The organism is Streptomyces sp. NBC_00727 (assembly GCF_045161745.1).
Lineage (GTDB): Bacteria > Actinomycetota > Actinomycetes > Streptomycetales > Streptomycetaceae > Streptomyces.
The window spans coordinates 4,569,420-4,591,323 of sequence record NZ_CP108981.1; the positions used below are offsets into that span (position 1 = coordinate 4,569,420).

17 protein-coding genes and 2 pseudogenes are annotated in these 21,904 nt (G+C 68.6%); 10 read left to right on the forward strand and 9 right to left on the reverse strand.

Going from position 1 to position 21,904, the window contains the following annotated elements; all coding sequences use genetic code 11:
• The first annotated feature begins 5 nt into the window (after positions 1-5).
• Positions 6-3,008 carry a lantibiotic dehydratase family protein gene (locus OG242_RS20795; protein ID WP_405899595.1) on the forward strand — a complete coding sequence of 1,001 codons (3,003 nt, stop codon included), beginning with the start codon at positions 6-8 and terminating at the stop codon, positions 3,006-3,008.
• Positions 3,002-3,967, forward strand: a complete 966-nt coding sequence (locus OG242_RS20800) for a thiopeptide-type bacteriocin biosynthesis protein (protein ID WP_405899596.1) — start codon at positions 3,002-3,004, stop codon at positions 3,965-3,967. Before OG242_RS20795 ends, OG242_RS20800 begins: the two co-directional genes overlap by 7 nt.
• Positions 3,968-3,983: 16 nt before the next feature.
• On the opposite strand, the gene OG242_RS20805 is transcribed toward OG242_RS20800, so the two are convergent.
• Positions 3,984-4,196: a response regulator transcription factor gene (locus tag OG242_RS20805; protein ID WP_405901675.1), complete on the reverse strand. Its 213-nt coding sequence runs from the start codon at positions 4,194-4,196 to the stop codon at positions 3,984-3,986.
• Between the two features lie 182 nt (positions 4,197-4,378).
• Between OG242_RS20805 and OG242_RS20810 the strand changes: the two are divergent.
• Positions 4,379-4,537: pseudogene (locus OG242_RS20810) on the forward strand (DUF255 domain-containing protein); the annotation flags it as partial.
• A gap of 476 nt (positions 4,538-5,013) precedes the next feature.
• Here OG242_RS20810 and OG242_RS20815 read toward each other — a convergent pair.
• The 5 genes from OG242_RS20815 to OG242_RS20835 form a co-directional block, all read right to left on the reverse strand.
• Complete coding sequence (locus OG242_RS20815; protein ID WP_405899597.1) at positions 5,014-5,571, reverse strand: hypothetical protein; 558 nt, start codon at positions 5,569-5,571, stop codon at positions 5,014-5,016.
• 115 nt (positions 5,572-5,686) lie between these two features.
• The gene (locus tag OG242_RS20820) at positions 5,687-6,109 is read right to left on the reverse strand and encodes a hypothetical protein (protein ID WP_405899598.1); all 423 of its coding nucleotides are present in this window, start codon (positions 6,107-6,109) and stop codon (positions 5,687-5,689) included.
• A complete protein-coding gene (locus OG242_RS20825; RefSeq protein ID WP_405899599.1) occupies positions 6,109-8,130 on the reverse strand; it encodes a glycoside hydrolase domain-containing protein in 2,022 nt (673 codons plus the stop codon). The genes OG242_RS20820 and OG242_RS20825 overlap by 1 nt, the downstream gene beginning before the upstream one ends.
• On the reverse strand, positions 8,127-8,474 hold the full coding sequence (locus tag OG242_RS20830) for a hypothetical protein (RefSeq protein WP_405899600.1): 348 nt from the start codon (positions 8,472-8,474) through the stop codon (positions 8,127-8,129). Before OG242_RS20830 ends, OG242_RS20825 begins: the two co-directional genes overlap by 4 nt.
• Positions 8,475-9,018: 544 nt before the next feature.
• Entirely contained in the window at positions 9,019-9,672 is a 654-nt protein-coding gene (locus OG242_RS20835; protein WP_405899601.1) for a hypothetical protein, read from the reverse strand.
• Between the two features lie 1,074 nt (positions 9,673-10,746).
• On the opposite strand from OG242_RS20835, the gene OG242_RS20840 reads away from it, so the two are divergent.
• The 5 genes and pseudogenes from OG242_RS20840 (at position 10,747) to OG242_RS20860 (ending at position 16,471) form a co-directional block, all read left to right on the forward strand.
• On the forward strand, positions 10,747-11,433 hold the full coding sequence (locus OG242_RS20840) for a peptidoglycan-binding protein (protein ID WP_405899602.1): 687 nt from the start codon (positions 10,747-10,749) through the stop codon (positions 11,431-11,433).
• Positions 11,417-12,325, forward strand: coding sequence for a hypothetical protein (locus OG242_RS20845; RefSeq protein WP_405899603.1), 909 nt, complete (start codon positions 11,417-11,419; stop codon positions 12,323-12,325). Before OG242_RS20840 ends, OG242_RS20845 begins: the two co-directional genes overlap by 17 nt.
• Positions 12,322-13,068 (forward strand): ABC transporter ATP-binding protein, encoded by a 747-nt coding sequence (locus tag OG242_RS20850; RefSeq protein ID WP_405899604.1) that lies wholly within the window; start codon positions 12,322-12,324, stop codon positions 13,066-13,068. Before OG242_RS20845 ends, OG242_RS20850 begins: the two co-directional genes overlap by 4 nt.
• Entirely contained in the window at positions 13,065-14,327 is a 1,263-nt protein-coding gene (locus OG242_RS20855; protein WP_405899605.1) for an ABC transporter permease, read from the forward strand. The genes OG242_RS20850 and OG242_RS20855 overlap by 4 nt, the downstream gene beginning before the upstream one ends.
• A gap of 100 nt (positions 14,328-14,427) precedes the next feature.
• Positions 14,428-16,471: pseudogene (locus tag OG242_RS20860) on the forward strand (thioredoxin domain-containing protein).
• A 53-nt stretch (positions 16,472-16,524) separates the two neighbouring features.
• Here OG242_RS20860 and OG242_RS20865 read toward each other — a convergent pair.
• The gene (locus tag OG242_RS20865) at positions 16,525-17,220 is read right to left on the reverse strand and encodes a hemolysin III family protein (RefSeq protein ID WP_405899606.1); all 696 of its coding nucleotides are present in this window, start codon (positions 17,218-17,220) and stop codon (positions 16,525-16,527) included.
• Positions 17,221-17,450: 230 nt separating this feature from the next.
• On the opposite strand from OG242_RS20865, the gene OG242_RS20870 reads away from it, so the two are divergent.
• Both OG242_RS20870 and OG242_RS20875 read left to right on the forward strand, forming a co-directional pair.
• The gene (locus tag OG242_RS20870; RefSeq protein WP_405899607.1) at positions 17,451-19,277 is read left to right on the forward strand and encodes a phosphoenolpyruvate carboxykinase (GTP); all 1,827 of its coding nucleotides are present in this window, start codon (positions 17,451-17,453) and stop codon (positions 19,275-19,277) included.
• Between the two features lie 170 nt (positions 19,278-19,447).
• Positions 19,448-19,960 carry a hypothetical protein gene (locus OG242_RS20875; protein ID WP_405899608.1) on the forward strand — a complete coding sequence of 171 codons (513 nt, stop codon included), beginning with the start codon at positions 19,448-19,450 and terminating at the stop codon, positions 19,958-19,960.
• A gap of 53 nt (positions 19,961-20,013) precedes the next feature.
• Here OG242_RS20875 and OG242_RS20880 read toward each other — a convergent pair whose 3' ends face one another.
• Both OG242_RS20880 and OG242_RS20885 read right to left on the reverse strand, forming a co-directional pair.
• The gene (locus OG242_RS20880; protein WP_405899609.1) at positions 20,014-20,409 is read right to left on the reverse strand and encodes a hypothetical protein; all 396 of its coding nucleotides are present in this window, start codon (positions 20,407-20,409) and stop codon (positions 20,014-20,016) included.
• A 92-nt stretch (positions 20,410-20,501) separates the two neighbouring features.
• Positions 20,502-21,713 (reverse strand): pyridoxal phosphate-dependent aminotransferase, encoded by a 1,212-nt coding sequence (locus OG242_RS20885; protein ID WP_405899610.1) that lies wholly within the window; start codon positions 21,711-21,713, stop codon positions 20,502-20,504.
• Positions 21,714-21,904 lie beyond the last annotated feature (191 nt).

Sequence of the window (21,904 nt, forward strand, 5' to 3'; positions counted from 1 at the left end):
GACCCGTGACGCCCACCACCGAACCCGGCTACCGGACCGCCGGCCCGGCTCTGCTGCGCATACCGCTGCGCAGCTTCCCCCACCCGTCCACGAGCACGGGGACCACCCCCGCCGAACTCCTCGTCCGGCTGAAGAGCCTCACCGACGACCCCCTGCTCATGGAAGCGGTCGAGCTGGCGAACCCCGCTCTCGCGGACAGCGTGGTCGCCGACCCGCAGGCCCTGAGCCCCAAGGCGCTGCGCTCCACGGTCCTCGCTATGAACGCGTACGCGGCACGGCTCAGCGGCCGCGCCACCCCGTACGGCGTCTTCGCCGGGGTGGCCCAGGCGTCGTACACCGGCCCCGCCCGCGCCGAGCTCGGGCCGCTGGGCGCGCACCGCAAACACGTCCGCCCCGACGCCGGGTGGCTCGCGCGCAGGGCGACGGAGCTGAGCTGCCGCGCCGGACTGCAACCGGCCGTCGGCCTCACGACGAACCCGCTCGTCCGCCTCAGGGCCGGCCGGGCGGCCATCACCGCCCCCGGCGACCTCGCTACCGAGACCGGCCGCGCGCCGAGGGAAGCCGCGGTCCGCCTCACCCCGCCGGTCCGGGCCGTCCTCGACGCCGCCCGCGCCGGGACGACGGGCACGGAAGCCGTCCGCGCGGCCGTACGGGCCGGAGCAACCGAGCACGCGGCCGCCCGGTTGCTCACCTCGCTCGTCAAGGCACGTTTCCTGCTGAGCGGCCTCCAGCCCACCCACCTAGGCGATCCGCTGGGCGACCTGACCGCACGGCTGGAAGCCCTGGGCGCGTCGGAGGCGGAACCCTTGCGCGCGCTCGCGGGCCGTTTGCGCCGGTACGCGTCCGAGCCCTTGGGCGCGCGTGGCCGCCGGGCCCGCCCCGGAGCGGCCGCCACCGCCCCGGAACCTCCGCCGCACGTCGACACGCTTCTCGACGCCCGCGTGGACGTCGGCCCGCTCGTCCGTCAGGAGGCCGAACAGGCCGCTCTGGTCCTCGCCCGGCTCGCCGGCCCGAGCCCCGGACGGGCCCTGCACACCTATCTCGTCCGGCGCTACGGAACCGGCCGGTCGGTGCCGTTGCGCGAACTCGAGGACGCGCTCGACCACCTGCGGGCGGACCCGCCGCCCGCGGAGAACCGTGCGCGCGACGCCGCGCTCGTGGACGCCTATGCCGCCGCGCTGCGGTCCGGAAGCCCCGAGGTGGAACTCACCGACGACCTGCTCGACGCGGTCGCACCCGCCGACGACGGACTCCACCCGCAGGACTTCGACCTCTACGCGCTGATCTGCGCCCCCGACACGTCGTGCCTCGACACCGGTGACTTCCGGCTCGTCCTGCGCGGCGTTCCGGCGGCGGCCGGAGCGGGCAACGCGCTGGCCCGCTTCGCCGACGCCATGGGACCGCGAGGCCGTTCCGCGCTCGCCGGCGTCAAGCAGGCCGTGGACGAGAGGGTCCTCGCCGGCGCCGAGCCCGGGGCCGTCACGGCCGATCTGGTGTTCCAGCCCCTCCCGGCGGACGCGCTGAACGTCGCACGGGTGACGCCGACCCGTGCCCACCGGATCGCCGTCAACACCGTTGACGGGGACGGTGCGTACACGCTGATCGACCCCGCGCGGATCAGCCTCCACGCGACACCGGAACGCGTCGTGGTGTGGGCCGACGACCTCGACCGCGAGGTGGTGCCGCTCCCGGCTTCGGCGCTGTCCCCGCACTTCACCGCACCGCCGGCCGCCCGCGTCCTGGCCATGGCCGCGGCCGGCCGCCGCGCCCCCGGGCCCTTCGACTGGGGCCCGCTCCGGGACGCCGGCCGGCTTCCCCGGCTGCGCCGTGGCCGTACCGTCTACGTCCCGCAGAGCTGGCGGCTGCCCCTCCCGCGCGACGCCGCCAAGTCCGACGACCGAGAACGGGAGCGGCGGTTCGCCCGGTGGCGCGGTGAGCACGGGGTGCCCCGGCACGTCATGCTTGCGGACAGCGACCGCGGCGTCCCCCTGGACCTGGACGACCCGCTCGACCGGCTGTGGCTGCACAGCCGTCCTGGCGGCTCGGTACTGCTCCAGGAGATCGACCCGGACGCGGCGGGATGGCTCACGACCGAGCAGGGCCCGCATCTGGCGGAGTGCGTCTTCCCCATGGTCCGCACGGCGCAGGCCCCCCACCGGCCGTCGTACTCCCTGCGGGAGCCCGCGTGCGCCGCCGAGCCGATCGGCGGCCGCCATCTGCGTCTGACGCTGACCGGCCCGCCCGCCGGCCTCGGCGCCGTCCTCGACGGCCTCGCCCGCGGCCCGCTGTCCGACCTGCCCGGCGGCATCCGCTGCTTCCACACCCACACGCCCGACGGTTCCGGCCTCGACCTGGTCCTGGGCGCGGCAGACGCGGCCGGCCGGGAGCGGGCGCTGAGGCGCGTGTACGAGGAGATCGCGCACCACCGGACCGAAGGGCCCGCCCCGACGGTGTCCGTCCACGAATACCGCCGCGACGCCGGCTTCGGCGGCGCCGTGCTGTTTCCCGAGGAGGCCGAGGCATGGGCGGAGGCCGACAGCTCGGCGGCCCTCGCGGTCAGGGCCGCCGCCGGGGCGCCCGTGGCCCGTGACGATCTGACCGTGCTGTCCGCCGTGGACCTGACCTGGCACCTGGACGCCGCGCTGCCGAAGGCCGACCGCTCCGACGACGGTCACCTCGCCTGGATGCCGGCCCCGGACCGCCGTGCCTTCGCCGCCCGACGCCGCGCGATGTGGCCGTACCTCGTCGGCTTGCCGGACTGGCAGGCACTCGTCCAGGAGGGGCGGGCCGCCGTGGTGGAACGATGGCGGGACCGTGACCGGGCGGCCATCCGCTATCTGGAACGCGTGCCGGAGCCCCAACGCCGCTCTGGGGCACAGCTGCTGATGCGCGTTCACGCGACGCGTTCCGTCGGCCCGGCGGCGGCACCCCGGCTCCTGGCCACGGCGGCGGCGGCCGAGTACGCCCGCCTGTCGTGGCTACGGGCGACGAGGAACCGCCCATGCTGACGGAACCGCACTTCCCGGACCCCAGCCGCTCAGGCCTCCCGCCGTTCGCGCGCACGGCGGCGGAGGAGGCGGTCTTCGTCGCGGGAGGCCGGGCCGCTCTCGCCCAGTGGCGGGACGGCCCGTCCTGGATCCAGCTCTCCCTGGCGCTGAAGCGGCCGCCTGCCGCCGCCGTCTACCGCACGCTCGCGACGGCGACGCGCCGGCTCGTGGACGGAGGCAGCGCGGACCAGTCCTTCTTCCTCCACAAGCCCCCGGGCATCAGATGGCGCCTGCGCGTGCCGGCGGGTACCGCCGAGGACATTCCGAACGTCGGCTCCCTCAGCCCGCCCGCCGCCGTTCTCGCCGGGCAGGCGCGAGACCTTGTCGTACGGCCGGGGCTCGGCGACCTGGCGGTGAGCCGTGCCTGGTACGAGCCGCAACAGGCACTGTTCGGAGGCCGGCGGTCCATGGAGTTCGTCCACGCCCTGTGGAGCGCGGACTCCCGGATGTGGCTGGAATGGCATTCCGAGGACACCCCGGGAGACCCTGCGCGCCTGTCCCTGCCCGTCCTGGCAACCCTCTTCAGAGGACTGGGTGTTCAGGGCTGGGAGGACCGCGAGATCTGGGACCTGATCGCACGCGAGACCGGAAGACAGCTGACTCCGGCGATGTGGGCCCGCCCCGACGTGCGGCAGGCCGCGGCCCGCCTGCGGGAGACCTGGGACCGCGCCTGGACCGGGACCGGCCACGACGACGGGACGCCACAGGAGGGCAGGACCGCCGGACCGTCGCGCCGCTTCCGGGAACAGACGGAGGACATCGTTGCCGAGTGGAACCGTACGAGCTTCCTCACCGGAGAGTCCTCGGTCGGTCCGCGCCGGGCGGCGGCCCGCTGGACGGTCTTCCACTGGAACCGCGCCGGCCTCGGCCTGGGGCGGCAAGCACTGATCGCCGAGGCCCTCGCGCGGTACGACGCGTAGTCGGGCGGGCGGAGCCTCACACTCCGAGCCGGAGCAGCCCCAGCTGGATGGCCAGATGAGTGATCTCCGTCTTCCCGCTGATCTGGTACTTCTCGAAGATCCGCCGGATGTAGGTGTGCACCGTGTGGATCGAGATGCCCATCCGGGAGGCCGTCTGCCCGTACGTCAGGCCGGTGGCCACGCAGTAGATCACTTGCCCTTCCCGAGGGGAAGGATGGATGAGACCCATAGTTTCAGCAGGCACCGCCGGGCTCCTCTCGGAACGTGAATGACCTGAGAACGACGGTTCCACCCGAGGCCCGAACCAACCAGTCCGAACGACCGCAGGTTCCTGCCCGACCCCCTGCACAATCCTGCGGGCGCCCTGTGGCGCATGGACGGTGTGGTGGGAAGGTGCGCAAGTATGGGGGCATGCCGAACCGACTTGCGCAGGCGACGTCCCCCTATCTGCTTCAGCACGCGGACAATCCGGTCGACTGGTGGCCCTGGTCGCCGGAGGCGTTCGAGGAGGCCCGGCGGCGGGACGTGCCCGTGTTGCTCAGCGTCGGGTACTCCTCGTGCCACTGGTGCCAGTGCACTTACACAACCAGGTAGTCCTGACCTGGGGTGTTGTCAAAGGGTAGTCGCGTGAGTGCGTACGAGGACGAACTGAACACGAGTATCGATGCTTGGGTGGAGGTCGAATTGGCCGCGTCGCCCGAGTGGGGGCCCGAGAGGTACGCCGTCATCCGCCGGCGCTTGGAGGACAGCGCACCTGCTGTTCCCGTCGAGGAGTAGGCGGCGCGGTGCCGGACACTGCGGCCCACGAGGGTGTCGGGTGGGGGCGGGCCGGTCTCCCTGCCCGGCGTCACCTCCGCAGCAGGTGACGCCGGGCCCGTAGTCGCCGTCAGGTGGAGCCAGGAAAGGCTGGGCGAACTAGTAGGGCTTTGTCAGGCGGTGTCGTAGGGCCGCCGTGGGGTGGGTCCTTGACCCTGAGCCCTGGACACGGGATATGTGGCTTGTCCGGCAGAACACTGGAAACCGCCATGCGGTGCGGGCCCCGGGATTCACCGCTCGGATCGGGCTTTGCGCGCCCTGCGGAGGCGGTCGGGAGCGAAGGCGTCGATGGCCCCCGCGCCCTTCCCTGGCGTGGCGTGCCAGCCGGTGATGGAACGGGCCAGTCGCTCCAGGCGCGCGTCTCCCGGACGCACGTCGATGTGGAAGTGGGACTCCTTGACGGGGCTCAGCTCACCGCCCCAGGCGACCACGCCCGCACAGTCCGCAAGGATGTCCTCGACCACGGTCCGCTCCCGCTCGGTCATCCCGGTGCCGGGCTGCGCGCCGAGCGGGTAGAAGAGCGGTCGGACGGCCAGCGCCGTACCCGAGAGGTGGTTGCTCTCGAAGGTGGCACCCACGGCGCGGTCGGTGGTGTGCCCGAGAAGGTCGCCCGGGTGCAGTATGTCGATCTCGTAGGCGAAGCGCCGCGCGACATACAGCAGCACGGTCGACACCTCGCCCGCCAGGAGGGATACCTCCACTTTCACGGTGCCCTCCACGCGCTGGCGGGTGGCCTGGCCGACGACGGGCCAGCCGTTGGCGGAGGTGGGCCTGTTCCAAGTCCTCACCGCGGGGGGCCAGCGGCGGCTGCGGTGCCGGTGCCTGAGAGCACCGTCCCGGCGGTCAGGCCTGCGCCCAGCAGGAGGGCCTGCCTGCGGGTCGGGCGGAGTATCGACGCCTCGTTCACGATGTGTGTCCGTTCCTGTGGTGTTCTCGGATGGCCATGACGGCGCAGAGGAGGGTGAAGGCGATGCACGCGTAGATCAGTGGGTTCACGAACGCCGGGACGAGGCTGTAGGTACGTCCCCCGTCCCAGTGGCAGGTGGCGGTCAGCGGGAAGGAGCCCTCCTCGAACCAGTCGGCGTTCCGGGGCGGGCGGACGGCTTCGTGGCCGCAGCTCTTGGCGAAGTCGGCGGAGCCGACGAAGAGGAGTCCGGCCGCGTAGACGAGGATCGAGCCCGCTGCGGAGATCAGGAGGCCGGCGGCCCAGCGGCTTCCTCGGCGCCAGAGGCCAACTGCCCGTCCGACGAGCACGAACGGTGCGATGAGGGCCACCAGGATCACGGCGGCGATGAAGTTCAGCGTGATATCTCCCTGCCGTGCCACTACGCGCTCTCCAGTGCCGCCCGTGAGACGAGCACGTCCGCGAAACCGTGGCAGAACTCGGTGATTTTATCGCTCGGAAGGGTGCCGGGCGGCATGAAGAACACGGTGCCCGAGGTGCTCTTGATGAGCACGAGCCGGCCCGCGTCGATGGTGGGGTCGTAGTCCATCACGAGTGCGGTGCGGGCGATGTCGGTGGCGCTGTCGCGGGTCCCGCCGAAACGCTTGTCGAGATAGTGGGTGAAGCGGGACTTGCCGCCGTCCCCCAGATAGTGCTCGCGCACCGCGGAGGTGAGCGGCACACCGGCCCGGACACGCTCGGCGATGAGGTAGGCATCCGCGTCGACGACCATGTCGCTGAAGCCGAAGCTCGAAGCGACGCCGATCTTGGCCAGGCGGTCCTGGCAGTAGGTGTAGCCGGAGGAGTAGCTGTCGCTGTCCCGGCGCCATTCCCCGTAGAAGGTGTACAGGTCTCCGGCCCACCCCGAAACGTCACCGGCGTTGGGCAGGCTGATGTCCCCGACCGGCTTGAGGTAGTGCCCGTTGACGGACGCCATGAGGTGCTGAACGTCCAGGCGGTGACCGCTGAAGGGGTCGTCGAAGTCCTTCGGGATGCCGGCTCCGTGGTCGTCGGCGTACTGCACGAAGTCCCAGTCGACGTCGCCTATGAGCGCCTTCCATTTCGTGTCTGTGTACCCCACATGGCGCACGTACTCCGTCACGAGCTGGCTCGGGTTGCCCTTCCCGTAGCGCTGGGCGAGTTCGTAGAGCTGGTCGATGGCGGCGACGAAGCCGGTGGCCGGGTCGGCGGGGGTGTTGACGGCGTTCTGCCCCTCGTCGGTGTGTGGGCGGTGGGCGTCGGCGTCCAGACCGAAGGAGTCGGAGCCGTTGGCCACCAGGTACTCCTTGACCTGGTTGAAGGCCCAGTTCTGCGGCAGCGGGAAGCCGAGGTTGCCGGAGAAGCCGGTCGACATGCCGGATACGAACGAGTAGCGGGCGTCGGTGGCGTTGGTGACCTGGCCGCAGACGTTCCGCGACCCGTAGACGCCCATGACATAGCGCTTTCCCCTGCTGGAGAGGCCGGACTGGACACCTTGGTAGTACTCGATGATCTTGCCCATCTGATCGTCCGTGGCATCGTAGTCACAGGCGAAGTAGATGACGGTGCTGCGGTCGAAGCCGAAGTGCACACCCTGGTCGTGGGCGAGCTGGCCGTGGTCGTAGCCGTTGCTCCAGTTGAAGTTGCCGTAGTCGCGGGCGTTGTCCTGGAAGATGGGGAACACCCGGAGGCCCGCGCCGAAGATGTCACCCAGTTCGCCCTCTTCGAGGATCTTCGAACCACCCCCTGTTGATGTTTCGTTGATGTACCGGCCGACGTAGCGGTAGCCGTCCGAGAACAGCCGGGCGCCTCGGGACGCGGTGATCGTGTAGGCGGTGTCGGAGGCATCGACCTTGCGGTCAGGGTCCCCGGTGGAGATGAGGAGCTGCGCCCAGGTCGCGTAGTCGCCGTAGCCGCTGACGGACGGGGAGCCGTCGGAGCCGCTGATGAAAAGGGCGGAGAACTTCTGAAATGCCTTGACGAACTGGACCAGCTTGTCGTCGAATTCCTTCTTGAAGGACGTGTTCCAGGTCGTGCCCTCCTTGTCGATGACGGGCTGGTTGAAGACGCACGCGGCGGAGAAGAGCTGCACGAAGATACCGCTGTTGCCCTGCGCTACCGGGTGGGCCTTCAGTCCGGCCTGGGTGCCGGGGCCGAAGGTGCCCGTGGCCGAGTCCTCGGCGATGCCGACCTCCAGCTGGATGGCCTTCATCAGGCCCTGCTGCACGTCGCGGGAGAAGTGCCCGTCCGCAGGACCGATACTGCATGTGCTCTTGGTCCAGTAACGTTCGTTGAGCCACTGCTGGATGGACCGCACCTCGTCTGATCCGCCCGCCAGCAGGACGTAGGCGTCCATGTTGAGCGCGGCCTTGAACACCTTCGCCTGGACGCGGCCGTCCTGTTCCAGGCCCATGTCGGCCTTCATCTTGTTGACCGCTCCAGCGGCGTACTGGTCGTAGTACCCAACTGAATAGTCGCCCCCCCCCAGTAGCCCTTGCAGAACAGGCCATGGCGCAGGATGCGGAGGATGTTGGCGTTGGCGTTCCACCCGATGACGAAGTCACCGAGCGCCGCGAGGCGGCTGAGGGTGCCTGCCCCGAAGTTGGCGACAACGGGGCTGATCCCCAGTTCATGCTGGAGGCCCATGGTGAGGCTGTACATGGTGGACCAGCCGGTGTGACCGTCCTCCGGACATGCCTGGTATCCGGCCACGCCCTTGTAGGTGGCGTTGACCCACTGCTGTGCTTCGAGGACCTTCTCGTCGGCCATGGCGTCTCATTTCTGTTCGCGTCGTCTGTGAGGCTCGTGGGAGTCGTGGATCCGCGGCCCGGGGCGTCGTACTAGCCCGGGGAGCACGGTTCACCTGCGGGGTGCAGGGCCGCAGCGCCTTGACGGGCTGGCGCGCCAGGAGGGTGGAGATTTGCGAGCAGCCCCGTGGCGAGCCCCAGGACGGGGCGGCGCCGAGGACCGTGGCGGTGTCGAGCGAGGGGACTCGGTCGCGGACGGAACCTCCTACAGTCCGCTGAAGTGCTGCGGACTGTAGGAGTGCCGGCTCGGGACAGCACGTAAGGAACAACACCGCGTCGGCGCGCAACACGCACTCGACCTTTACCGCGGCCCTTTACTGCAGCAGCCGAATTCGTATGCGCAGCAACCGATGTTCCGTAGTTAACACCCAGGTTGGAGTTCTAGTAAATCCGGAGCCTGGCAGTGTTGCTGGAGTCGAATTGATGGGAAACTCTTTATGTTCCATGCTGCGGGCCATTGGCCTGACGTTTAATACCTTGGTGGACGGAACTGTGAGAGCTATCCGTCAAGAAGCGATCTTCTTCAGGGTTTCCTGATTCTTCTTCCGCGCCTGATCCAAGGCCAGCTGGTTCTTCTCGATCTGCTGTTTCTGGATTTCCGTTTCGACGGAGAACCAAGTCTTGATCAGGTCGGTTGATTCCTTGCATTCGACGTCGGCGACTGCGGTAGAAATTTCACTTTCTGATGCACCGCCGTCCTTTCCTGCATTGGACAGCTCCGGGACATTGAGAGGGGTAGCTACGTCATACCCTCGCTTGGACATGCAAGTGGACCAGGCGCTGAGTGCTTTGACTACGCGTGCGTCATTTCGTGACTTGTCCAAGCTCTCGGCATCGAGGCGGCTTGCGAGATCTTCGTTCAGCAGAGGAATCTTGCGTCGTACTTCACCAACGCACCCGCCCTTGGGAATCGATGCCTTGTCTATCCCCGCCGGCGGGGAGGGCATCATCGCGTCCTCACCCATGAGGGCATACATGGCCTCGGGGCCTACTTCGTAGTGCTCTGACTCTTCTAGCGGCTCGGCGAGGTGATATCCGTGTGTTTGGGCAAGCTTCACATCTGAAATTCCGTAGCGCCGCCCCATGTTGGCGGCATTTACGCCGGGGCCGGGGTCGGAGACAGGGGGCGGTGGGTCGTACTCAAACCCCAGCTTTTTCATGCACGTTCGCTCATGGTCCTGCTGAGCGCGCTGAACCGCAGCCTGATCCTCGAAAGCTGCCAGATAGCCCTCAAGGGGCAGCGCTAGAGAGGCAGTGAGGCCACTTCGATCACTCGGGGTGGAATGCTTTTCGCTGGAGGGCGTAGCCTGCCCGGAACTCTTACTCGCTTCCTCCTGTCCGCTACATGAAGCCAACGTCAAGCCGCACGCCACGAGCAGCGGTAGTGCTATAGCGCATCGCGCTCTGCCACGGAAGTGGAAATCCATGAGAAACGGCCTTTCGGGTCTACCTAGAGTCGCTTCTGCGATGCGTTGTCGTTGTGCAACGTCGAGTCAAGGTCCTTCAGAGTCGTACGCGCGCCGAAGTATTGAGAGTGTCCCGCGTACCCGGAGTTGAAGTAGATGCGATATGCGGCACTGTCTCCGTTGTTGGCGGACCCGGCATTGTTCTTCACTGAATCTCCCACGCCGGCGCTCGAGCTTCCGTAGGGGCACATTTGCGCGCCATCGCTAGTGCTGTAGTAGCCGAACATGTATCGAACGACGGCGACGCCATTCGGGCTGTACCCCCAATAGTCAGAGATGCTGTCATTCGAGATAAAGCAAGGGGACAGGCCGCCATCATGGGCAATGGTGTTGTAGTGCAGTGAGAAGCAACTGAAGGGGCTTGAATAACCGCAAGCATCGTTGTAGTACCCAGTCGCAGCCTGGGCAGCAGGGGTGTTTACCATGGAAAATCCGACGACGGATATAGCGGCGCAGCCGATGCTGGCGATTCAGCGTGCGATTCTAGTGATGCCCACAGATTTACCTCACACTCGATGGCTGAATAGTGCAGAAACGCCCGGAAGTCGCGTCGGCGCGATGTGTGGCGCTGAATATTGACGTGGCGATCCTGTGGAGTCGAACGTACAGCGTGACCACGTCATCTCGACAGAGACTTTACGCAACGTAGATATTAAACGATCTTGCATATACCGAAATGGCCGTATTGTCGTCGACCGCGTGTGTCACGGTATGGGGCGAGGGGTAAGAGTCTTAACGTGAGGCCCTCGTGAAGAAATTGATTTCTTCGTGACTGCCCAAGAACGTCCCTTTTTGGTTTTCTGGCTATCTACGGAGGGGTGTGTCTTGATGCCGGGCACTTACGACCAGTCCGATGACGAAACCTCGGTTGAGTATCGGCCGGCCAGACGCAGGCTGTGGGCTGTGGTGACGTTGGTGGGGGTCTGTGTGGTGATGTCCGTGGGAGGTGTCGCGCTCACGGGAGTCGTCCGCTCTCCGGCTGAAGCCGCAACTGAAACGGGGCCTCCGGCTGCTGACGTGCTTACCGCGGCAGTGGAGCGGCGCGTCCTCGTCGACACTGTCGTCACGCGCGGGCAGGTGGCCGCTGCCCAGTCGCTCGATGTCACTGTGGCAGGGACAGGTGGCAAGGACACCGTGAAGACGGTGGTTACAAAACTCCCCGTGAAGGTTGGGGATTCACTCAAGGCCGGGCAGGTTCTGGCCGAGATATCGGGCCGCCCTTTGTTTGCCCTTCCCGGTAAGGTGCCCGTATATCGTGACCTGCGGCCTGGCAGTAGTGGGCATGATGTCCAGCAATTGCAAGAGGCATTGAAGACGGTTGGGTATCCGGTGAAGGGGGATGCGGCAGGCAAATTCGGTGCCGGTACCAAGGCTGCGGTGTCGTCGTTCTATCGCTCGCTGGGCTATGACCCATTGCCCGCGCAGGAAGGCGGCGAGGATGGTTGCGAAAGCTGAGCGTGAAGTCAGGGACGCTGAACGGGCCTTGGCCACCATGCGCAACCCCGTAGCCAATCAGGATGCCAGTCAGTCCGGCGGCCGAGGAACCCCCGATGCGGGCGAGCAGGACCTGGGCACTCAGGATGAGACCGAGGAAGACGCCGCGGAAGCCGTAGAGGGATCGGCCCCGACGAGTGGCGACATCGAGGGGGCGCAACAGGACTTGGCGGATGCGCGCACCCGGCTGCACCGCGCTCGTGAGGCGAACGGACCTATGCTACCGGCGTCTGAAGTTGTCGTTCTCCAGGGTTTTCCGGCCAGAGTCGATTCCGTCGGCGTGCAGCTTGGTTCAGACGCCTCTGGCAAGCTGATGACCCTGTCGGCGGGTGCTCTGATGATCAGGAGCTCTCTGACACCGACCGATCGCGGTCTGGTGCGTCCCGGTCAGAAGGTGCGCATTTTGTCTGAGCTGACCGGCATGACTGCGCAGGGAACAGTTCGCTCGGTGTCCGACACCCTGGCGCGGGCCGCCAAGGGGCAGGCGCCGGAAGATCCAGGCATGGCCGCGGGCTCCGCGGCGGGTTTCACCATGACCGTAAAGCCTCAGGATGGCCTCTCCTCGACGTACGTGGGACAAGAAGTTCGGCTGACCGTTGAGGCGGCGACGTCAGGGCAGAAGGTTCTGGTCGTACCTGTGTCGGCGATCTCGGCGGGTAGCGACGGACGAACCACGGTCACGGTCACCACTCCAGGACATCGCGACGCGCGTCGGCGTGTAGAGGTTCAGGTCGGAGCCGGGGGAGACGGATGTGTAGAGGTCAAGCCGGTCGCTGGGGAACTCCTCGAGGGTGACAAGGTCATCGTCGGCAGCCAGGACACCTCTGGGGGAGACCGGAGGGACCGCAAGTGAGGTTCACTCCGCGCCGCCGTAGCCCGAGCTCGGACGAAGCTGCTCAGAGCGACATCGTCATCGAGTTCCGAGAGGTCGGGCTGACATACCCAGGCCCACCCCCGGTAGCCGCACTGCACCCATGCGACCTCGTCGTACGACGCGGCGAATACATCACCGTCGTGGGACCGTCGGGGTCGGGCAAGTCCACATTCCTCAACATCGCTGGACTCCTGGACAATCCCACCACCGGTACCTATCGCATGGATGGCATCGACACCGCCTCGCTCAGCGATGCCGGACGCACCGCCCTGCGCGGTCAGCGGATCGGGTTCGTGTTCCAAGCGTTCCATCTGCTGCCGCATCGCAGCGCTTTGGAGAACGTCCTCCTCGCCACGCTCTATCGCAAGGACCTGCCGCGCCACGAGCGCAGGGTTCGTGCCGAAAACGCGCTGCGCACCGTCGGGCTGGGGCATCGCCTGCATGCCGTGCCCACCCGCCTGTCCGGAGGGGAGCGTCAGCGGGTGGCCATCGCCCGAGCGCTCGTCGCTCGCCCGTCGTTGCTGCTCTGTGACGAGCCGACGGGGAACCTGGATTCCGCCACGGCCGACACCGTCCTTGCACTGCTCGACACTCTGCACTCCCAGGGAATGACCATCCTCTTGATCACCCACGACCCTGCCGTTTCCGCACGAGGGCGGCGAACCGTGGTCATCCGCGACGGAATGCTGGAAGATCCCAGTCACGAGGTAATCACCGCATGAGCCGCCTGAACCTCAGACGAGCGTCCCCGAAAGCAGTGGGGATCGCGCCATCCGCCTTTGCCCGTAGGGACCTGTTCGCCGAGGCCCTTGCCGGAATGCTGCAACGTCCGGCCCGTGCGGTTCTGACTGCCCTGGGAACGGTGCTGGGGGTGGGCACTTTCGTCGCGGTCCTTGGCCTCACTGCCACCGCTTCGTCGCAGATCGATGCCCGCTTCAGCGTCCTGTCCGCCACCGAAGTGACGGTCGAGGACACCGGCGGGCCTGACGCCGAGGCCGTCTCCCTTTCATTCCCCGATGACGCAGACGAGCGCATAGAGGCACTCAACGGCGTTGAAGCAGCAGGAGTTTACTGGCCGGTGCGGCTGCCCGGCGAACAACGGGTCAGGTCCTCCCCGGTCGCGCAATCGGCGGGAGGTGAGCGCGCCCAGGTCCTCGCTGCATCCTCTGGAGTCCTGCAGGCAGCGCAACCGAGCCTCAAGACCGGACGTGTGTACGATTCCTTTCATAGCGACCGTCATGAACGTGTTGCTGTACTCGGTTCACACCTGGCAGCTCGCTTGGGAATCACGACTGTGGACACTCAACCGGCCCTGTTCATCGGCGACGAGTCGTTCACCGTCATCGGACTGATCAGCGACGTGGAGCGCAAGTCCGATCTTCTGATGTCGGTGGTTGTCCCGCAGACAGCGGCCCAGGACCTATGGGGCCTGCCCGGACGAGATTCGGACCGCGCGAAGATGCTGATCTCCACCCGCATCGGAGCAGCGAGCCAGATTGCGAGCGAGACCGCCCTGGCCCTTGATCCCGCTCACCCGGAGCGATTCAAGGTCATCCCCCCACCCGATCCCAAGACGCTGCGAAGCAATGTCAGCTCGGACCTGGACCAGCTTCTCCTGCTCTTGGCGACGGTGTGCCTCGTCATCGGATCCGTCGGAATCGCCAATACCACCTTGGTGGCGGTCATGGAGCGCACAAGTGAGATCGGCCTGCGCCGCGCTCTGGGTGCCCGAGGTCGACACATCACAGGACAATTCCTCGCGGAGTCCGGCTTCCTGGGGACACTTGGCGGCCTGGCCGGCACGTCCCTCGGGGTGCTCGCCGTCGTATCCGTCGCAGTGACAAAGGAGTGGACTCCAGTGCTGGACCCTGCCGTTGTGGCCTGTGCGCCGGCTCTCGGCTTGGCGACCGGTCTGGTGGCCGGCGTATACCCGGCTTGGAGAGCAAGCAGAGTCCAACCCGTTGAGGCATTGCGGCGGTAGCGAATCAACTCGCTGACGACAGGCGTGGCACGCCTTCCAATTTTCTGACCCGAGGCCCGAAACCTTCGCGGAGCGGTTCGGATCATGCAACGATGCGGGTATGAACCGACTGGCAACCTCCCAGTCGCCCTATCTCCTCCAGCACGCCTCCAATCCAGTGGACTGGTGGCCATGGGGAGAGGAGGCGATGCAAGAGGCCAAGCGGCGCGACGTACCCATCCTTCTCTCGGTGGGCTATTCGTCGTGCCACTTAGCCTGACGATCACTGGTGTCACGTCATGGCGCACGAGTCGTTCGAGGACGAGGCGACCGCCGCGTACATGAACGAGCACTTCGTGTCCGTGAAGGTGGACCGCGAGGAGCGGCCCGATGTGGACGCCGTGTACATGGAGGCGGTGCAGGCGGCGACCGGGCAGGGCGGGTGGCCGATGACCGTGTTTCTCACCGCCGATGCCGAGCCATTCTACTTCGGGACCTACTTCCCGCCCGAGTCCCGGCACGGCATGCCGTCGTTCCGGCAGGTGCTCGAAGGGGTCACCGCCGCCTGGACCGACCGGCGCGACGAGGTCGGCGAGGTGGCCGGGCGGATCGTACGGGACCTGTCCGAGCGCAGCCTCGCCCACGGCGGGGACGGGCCGCCCGGGGAGGCGGAGCTCGCGCAGGCGTTGCTGGGGCTCACCCGGGAGTACGACGAGAAGCGGGGCGGGTTCGGCGGGGCGCCGAAGTTCCCGCCGTCCATGGCGCTGGAGTTCCTGCTGCGGCACCACGCCCGCACCGGGGCGGACGGGGCGCTCCAGATGGCCGCCGACACCTGCGAGGCGATGGCCCGGGGCGGGATCTACGACCAGCTCGGCGGCGGGTTCGCCCGGTACTCCGTCGACCGCGACTGGGTCGTGCCGCACTTCGAGAAGATGCTGTACGACAACGCGCTGCTCTGCCGCGTGTACGCCCACCTCTGGCGGGCCACCGGGTCCGAGCTCGCCCGGCGGGTGGCCCTGGAGACCGCCGACTTCATGGTGCGCGAGCTGCGGACGCCCGAGGGCGGGTTCGCCTCCGCGCTCGACGCCGACAGCGAGGACGCCCACGGCAAGCACGTCGAGGGCGCGTACTACGTGTGGACGCCGGCGCAGCTGCGCGAGGTGCTGGGCGAGGAGGACGCCGCGTTCGCCGCCGAGCACTTCGGGGTGACCGACGAGGGCACCTTCGAGGAGGGCTCCTCGGTGCTCCAGCTCCCCGGCGAGCACGGCGGCCTCGGTGACCCCGATGACCCCCGCGCCGCCGGCGTACGCGAGCGGCTGCTCGCCGCCCGGGAGGCGCGCCCGCGCCCCGGGCGCGACGACAAGATCGTCGCCGCCTGGAACGGGCTCGCCATCGCCGCGCTCGCGGAGACCGGCGCCTTCTTCGACCGGCCGGACCTGGTCGAGCGGGCCACCGAGGCCGCCGACCTGCTGGTGCGGGTGCACATGGGCCCCGTCGCCCGGCTGGTCCGTACGTCCAAGGACGGGCGCGCCGGGGAGCACGACGGGGTGCTGGAGGACTACGGGGACGTCGCCGAGGGCTTCCTCGCGCTGGCCGGGGTCACCGGCGAGGGCGCCTGGCTGGAGTTCGCCGGGTTCCTGCTCGACATCGTGCTCCAGCACTTCCGGGGCGAGGGCGGTCAGCTGTACGACACCGCGGACGACGCCGAGCAGCTGATCCGGCGCCCCCAGGACCCCACCGACAGCGCGACCCCGGCCGGCTGGACGGCCGCCGCCGGTGCGCTCCTCTCGTACGCCGCGCACACCGGCTCCGAGCCCCACCGCACCGCCGCCGAGGAGGCCCTGGGCGTCGTGAAGGCGCTGGGCCCCCGCGCGCCGCGCTTCATCGGCTGGGGGCTCGCCGTGGCCGAGGCGCTGCTCGACGGCCCCCGCGAGGTGGCCGTCGCCGGTCCGGTCGGCGGCGAGCTGCACCGTACGGCGCTGCTGGGGCGGGCCCCCGGCGCGGTGGTCGCGGCGGGGGAGCCGGGCGGGGCGGAGTTCCCGCTGCTGGCCGACCGGCCGATGACGGACGGCGCGCCGACGGCGTACGTGTGCCGCCACTTCGTCTGCGAGGCGCCGACGACGGACCCGGAGGCGCTGGCCCGGGCGCTGGGCGGAGCCGTCTGACCGGGGGGCGGGGGAGCCGCCGGGGCGTCCCCGCGAAAGCCCCGGCGACCGCGTCAGCTGTGGTTGTACGCCACCAGCGAGATGCCGACGTAGTGCACGATGAAGGCGGCCAGGGTCAGCGAGTGGAAGACCTCGTGGAAGCCGAACCAGCGCGGTGACGGGTTCGGCCGCTTGATGCCGTAGATGACGCCGCCCGCGCTGTAGAGCACGCCGCCGACGACGACCAGCACCAGCACCGCGATCCCGCCGGTCCGCATGAAGTCCGGCAGGAAGAAGACCGCCGCCCAGCCCATCGCGATGTAGCACGGGGTGTACAGCCAGCGGGGGGCGCCGACCCAGAAGACCCGGAAGGCTATGCCCGCGAGGGCCGCCGCCCACACCGCCCACAGGAGCGGGGTGCCCGTGGACTCGGGGAGCAGGAGCAGGGTGAGCGGCGTGTACGTGCCCGCGATGATCAGGAAGATGTTGGCGTGGTCGAGCCTGCGCAGGACGGCTTCGCCGCGCGGCCCCCACGTACCGCGGTGGTAGACCGCGCTCACGCCGAAGAGCAGGCATGCCGACACGATGTAGACCGCGCAGGCGATCCGGCCCCGGGTGCTGTCCGAGAGAGCGATGAGCACGATGCCCGCGATGACCACGGCCGGGAACATCCCGGCGTGCAGCCAGCCGCGCATCCGTGGTTTCAACGGGGCGTCGGCAGGCGTGGCCGGACGGGGGCCGGCGTTGTCGGGCGCGGCGGCAGCAGTCATTCCCGCATCGTACCTACGGGCCCGTAGGTACCGGATATGGGCCGGAGCCGAGTGTGGATGCTCACATGGGCGGCCCTCTGGACATATGGGCGCGAGGGCCGGATGATCAAATGAGTGCGGTCGGCACCGGATGAGCGCCAGGGGAATCCGAAGGGGTACACGCATCCGGGTCGCAGCCCCCACGGGGCAGCAGGAGCACCAACCGAATACACCCTCATCAAGGAGCGATCGTGGCGCGCGACATCGCGGCTCCCCTCACTGTTCCCACCAACCACCAGGAGCTGATCTCCTGGGTGGACGAGATCGCGGCACTCACCGAACCGGACCGGGTGGTCTGGTGCGACGGTTCCGAGGCCGAGTACGAGCGCCTGTGCGAGGAGCTCGTCGCCAAGGGCACCTTCACCAAGCTCGACGAGATCAAGCGCCCGAACTCCTACTACGCGGCCTCCGACCCCAGCGACGTCGCCCGCGTCGAGACCCGTACGTTCATCTGCTCCGAGAAGGAGAAGGACGCCGGCCCGACGAACCACTGGAAGGACCCCGCCGAGATGCGGGAGATCTTCGTGGGGGAGCAGGGCGTCTTCCGCGGCTCCATGCGGGGCCGGACCATGTACGTGGTGCCCTTCTGCATGGGCCCCCTCGGGTCGCCGCTCTCCGCGATCGGCGTCGAGATCACCGACTCCGCGTACGTCGCCGTCTCGATGCGCACCATGACGCGCATGGGGCAGCCCGTGCTCGACGAGCTCGGCACCGACGGCTTCTTCGTGAAGGCCGTCCACACGCTCGGCGCGCCCCTGGCGGAGGGCCAGGAGGACGTCCCCTGGCCCTGCAACGAGACCAAGTACATCTCGCACTTCCCGGAGGACCGCGAGATCTGGTCGTACGGCTCCGGCTACGGCGGCAACGCGCTGCTCGGCAAGAAGTGCTACGCGCTGCGCATCGCCTCCGTCATGGCGCGCGACGAGGGCTGGCTCGCCGAGCACATGCTCATCCTGAAGCTGACCCCGCCGCGCGGTGAGTCCAAGTACGTGGCCGCGGCCTTCCCGAGCGCCTGCGGCAAGACGAACCTCGCCATGCTGGAGCCCACGATCTCCGGCTGGACCGTCGAGACCATCGGCGACGACATCGCGTGGATGCGGTTCGGCGAGGACGGCCAGCTGTACGCGATCAATCCGGAGGCCGGCTTCTTCGGCGTCGCGCCCGGCACCGGCGAGCACACCAACGCCAACGCCATGAAGACGATGTGGGGCAACTCCGTCTTCACCAACGTGGCGCTCACCGACGACGGCGACGTCTGGTGGGAGGGCATGACGGAGGAGCCGCCCGCGCACCTCACGGACTGGAAGGGCAACGACTGGACGCCCGCCTCCGAGACGCCCGCCGCCCACCCCAACGCCCGCTTCACCGTCCCGGCCGGGCAGTGCCCGATCATCGCGCCCGAGTGGGAGGACCCCAAGGGCGTGCCGATCTCGGCCATCCTCTTCGGCGGCCGCCGCGCCTCGGCCGTCCCGCTGGTCACCGAGTCCTTCAACTGGCAGCACGGTGTCTTCCTCGGGGCCAACGTCGCGTCCGAGAAGACCGCCGCCGCCGAGGGCAAGGTCGGCGAGCTGCGCCGCGACCCGTTCGCCATGCTGCCGTTCTGCGGCTACAACATGGGCGACTACATGAACCACTGGCTCAAGGTCGGCGCGGACAAGCCGGACCAGTCGAAGCTGCCGAAGATCTACTACGTGAACTGGTTCCGCAAGAACGACGCGGGCAAGTTCGTGTGGCCCGGCTTCGGCGAGAACAGCCGTGTCCTGAAGTGGATCGTCGAGCGCCTGGAGGGGAAGGCGGAGGGCGTCGAGACGCCGATCGGCATCCTTCCCGCGAAGGGCTCGATCGACACCGAGGGCCTGGACCTGTCCGAGTCCGACCTCGACTTCCTGCTCAAGGTCGACAAGGAGGTCTGGCGCGAGGAGGCGGCGCTGGTCCCCGAACACCTCAACACCTTCGGCGACCACACCCCGAAGGAGCTGTGGGACGAGTACCGCGCGCTGGTGGAGCGCCTGGGCTGAGGTCCGACCGCACGACGGCCCCTGAGGTGGCCTCGGGGGCCGTCGGCCTGCCCAACGCGCGCTGTTCGTAGTCTTGTTGTGACCCTGCGGAGCTACGGGGGTGATGAGCGCGGCCGTACGGTTGGCCCAGTCGCGCAGCCGGTGCGCGGAGGCGGAGGGGGCCGGTCGGCATGCACTATCCGCCGTACCCGAACACGTCGGAGGGCGGCCCGCCGCTCTTCCCCGGGTATCGGATGGGCGGCTGGACGGTGGCCATGATCACCGTCGGCGCGCTGGTCGGCGTGGTGCTGTTGGGTCTGTTCGGCACCCTGGTCGCGTACATCTGGGCGTCCGGCAAGGTCCACGAGAACATGCGGTTCCCGGGCGAGGACGTCACCGTCACCTTTTGCGGCCGGGACGAGGTGACGGGCCGCCCGGTGGCGGGCGTACGGGTCGCGAGCGGGGCGGCGCGGCCCGGGACGTACACCGTGCACGTGGTGTTCCGGGACCTGCGGAGCGGCAAGGGGCGTGGGGTGGACGCGGGGGAGGGCCGTGCGACCGTGGCCGGCCTGGCGGTGGGTGCCACGGCGTCCCGGCGGGTCACCGGTCCGGTTCCGGTGTGGGGCGGCGCGAGGTGCGAGCTCGGGGACGTGACCTTCGAGTCCACGCGCACGGCCCGGCAAGAGGCCTCGCCCGGTCCGTAAGGGTCTGGGTGGCGCCCGGTCCACGTACCTCTGCGGTGCGTGGACCGGGGCCGTCAGTGGGCGCCGACCGGCGTCCGCGCGTCGGCCGTGAGCGCCTCGGTGTGGGCGTCCATCCGCTCGGCCGACAGGATCGCGACCGCCGTGTCGGCGCGGGAGGCCGCCACCACCAGGGCCCGGCCCGCGAGGGCGTGGGCGCGGCGGTGGAGGGCGGTCGCGGGCGCGTCGCTCAGTCCGGCGTGCCGGACGGGCGGGGCGCCGCGCAGCCTGGCCACCTGCCCGGCGATGCGGTCGCCCGCCTCGCCGAGACCCAGCTCGTCGGTGACCGCGAGCAGGGCGGCCAGGTGTCCGGCGAGCTGGATGTCCAGCTCCTCCTCGCGGGTGCGGTGCGGGAAGTCGCCGGCGTGGTCGGCCGGTGTGTGGACCGATTTGGTGCGGATCGGTTCGTACATGGATGGCCTCCTGGTGCTGCTGTGGGAACCATCCTAGCTTGGATTGAGTCTAAAGTTATCCATCTTCGAGAAAAGGCTGAAGGGCCGTACGGCTACACCTGGCTGTAACCGTCCAGGAAGTGGGCGATCCGGCCGATCGCGTCCGTCAGGTCCTCGGCCGAGGGCAGCGTCACCACGCGGAAGTGGTCGGGCTCCGGCCAGTTGAACCCCGTGCCCTGCACCACCATGATCTTCTCGGCCCGCAGCAGGTCCAGGACCATCTGCCGGTCGTCCTTGATCTTGTACACCTTGGGGTCGAGCCGCGGGAAGAGGTACAGCGCCCCCTTCGGCTTCACGCAGGTCACGCCCGGGATCCGCGTCAGCAGGTCGTACGCCACATCGCGCTGCTCCAGGATGCGGCCGCCGGGCAGCACCAGGTCGTTGATCGACTGCCGGCCGCCGAGCGCGGTGGCGACGGCGTGCTGCGAGGGCATGTTGGCGCACAGCCGCATGTTGGCCAGGATCGTCAGCCCCTCGATGTACGAGGTGGCGTGCGCCTTGGGGCCGCAGACGGCCATCCAGCCCGAGCGGTATCCGGCGACCCGGTAGTTCTTCGACAGCCCGTTGAAGGTGAGCACCATCAGGTCCGGGGCGATCGTCGCGGTCGGGGTGTGCGTGGCACCGTCGTACAGGATGCGGTCGTAGATCTCGTCGGAGCAGACGACCAGGTTGTGCCGGCGGGCGATCTCCGTCAGTCCGCGCAGCATCTCGTCGTCGTAGACGGCGCCCGTCGGGTTGTTCGGGTTGATGATCACCATCGCCTTGGTGCGGTCGGTGATCTTCCGCTCGATGTCGGCGAGGTCGGGCATCCAGTCGGACTGCTCGTCGCAGCGGTAGTGCACTGCCGTGCCGCCCGCCAGCGCGACGGACGCCGTCCACAGCGGGTAGTCCGGGGCCGGGACCAGCACCTCGTCGCCGTCGTCGAGCAGCGCCTGCATCGACATCTGGATCAGCTCGGAGACGCCGTTGCCGAGGTAGACGTCCTCGACGTCCAGGTCGATGCCCTTGGTCTGGTAGTGCTGCATCACCGCGCGGCGCGCGGACAGCAGCCCCTTCGCGTCGCCGTAGCCGTGCGCCCCGGAGAGGTTGCGCAGGATGTCCTCGAGGATCTCGGGCGGGCACTCGAAGCCGAACGCGGCCGGGTTGCCGGTGTTCAGCTTGAGGATGCGATGTCCGGCCGCCTCCAGCCGCATCGCCTCCTCCAGCACGGGGCCGCGGATCTCGTAGCAGACGTTGGCGAGCTTGGTGGACTGGATGACCTGCATGTCAGCGAGGATACGACTGTGTTTCACGGGCCGCCCGGGCTTCGCCCGCAGGTTGGCCCGCCCGGGTAGGGGCGCACGTCCGTGCGGGCTTTCATCGCCATGCGCCCGCCTCCCGCGAACCGCGGGAACGCCGGTCGCGGGCGGCGCGCGGCTTGGAATGGGGTGGCGCGGGGGTGTGACGGACCGGGACG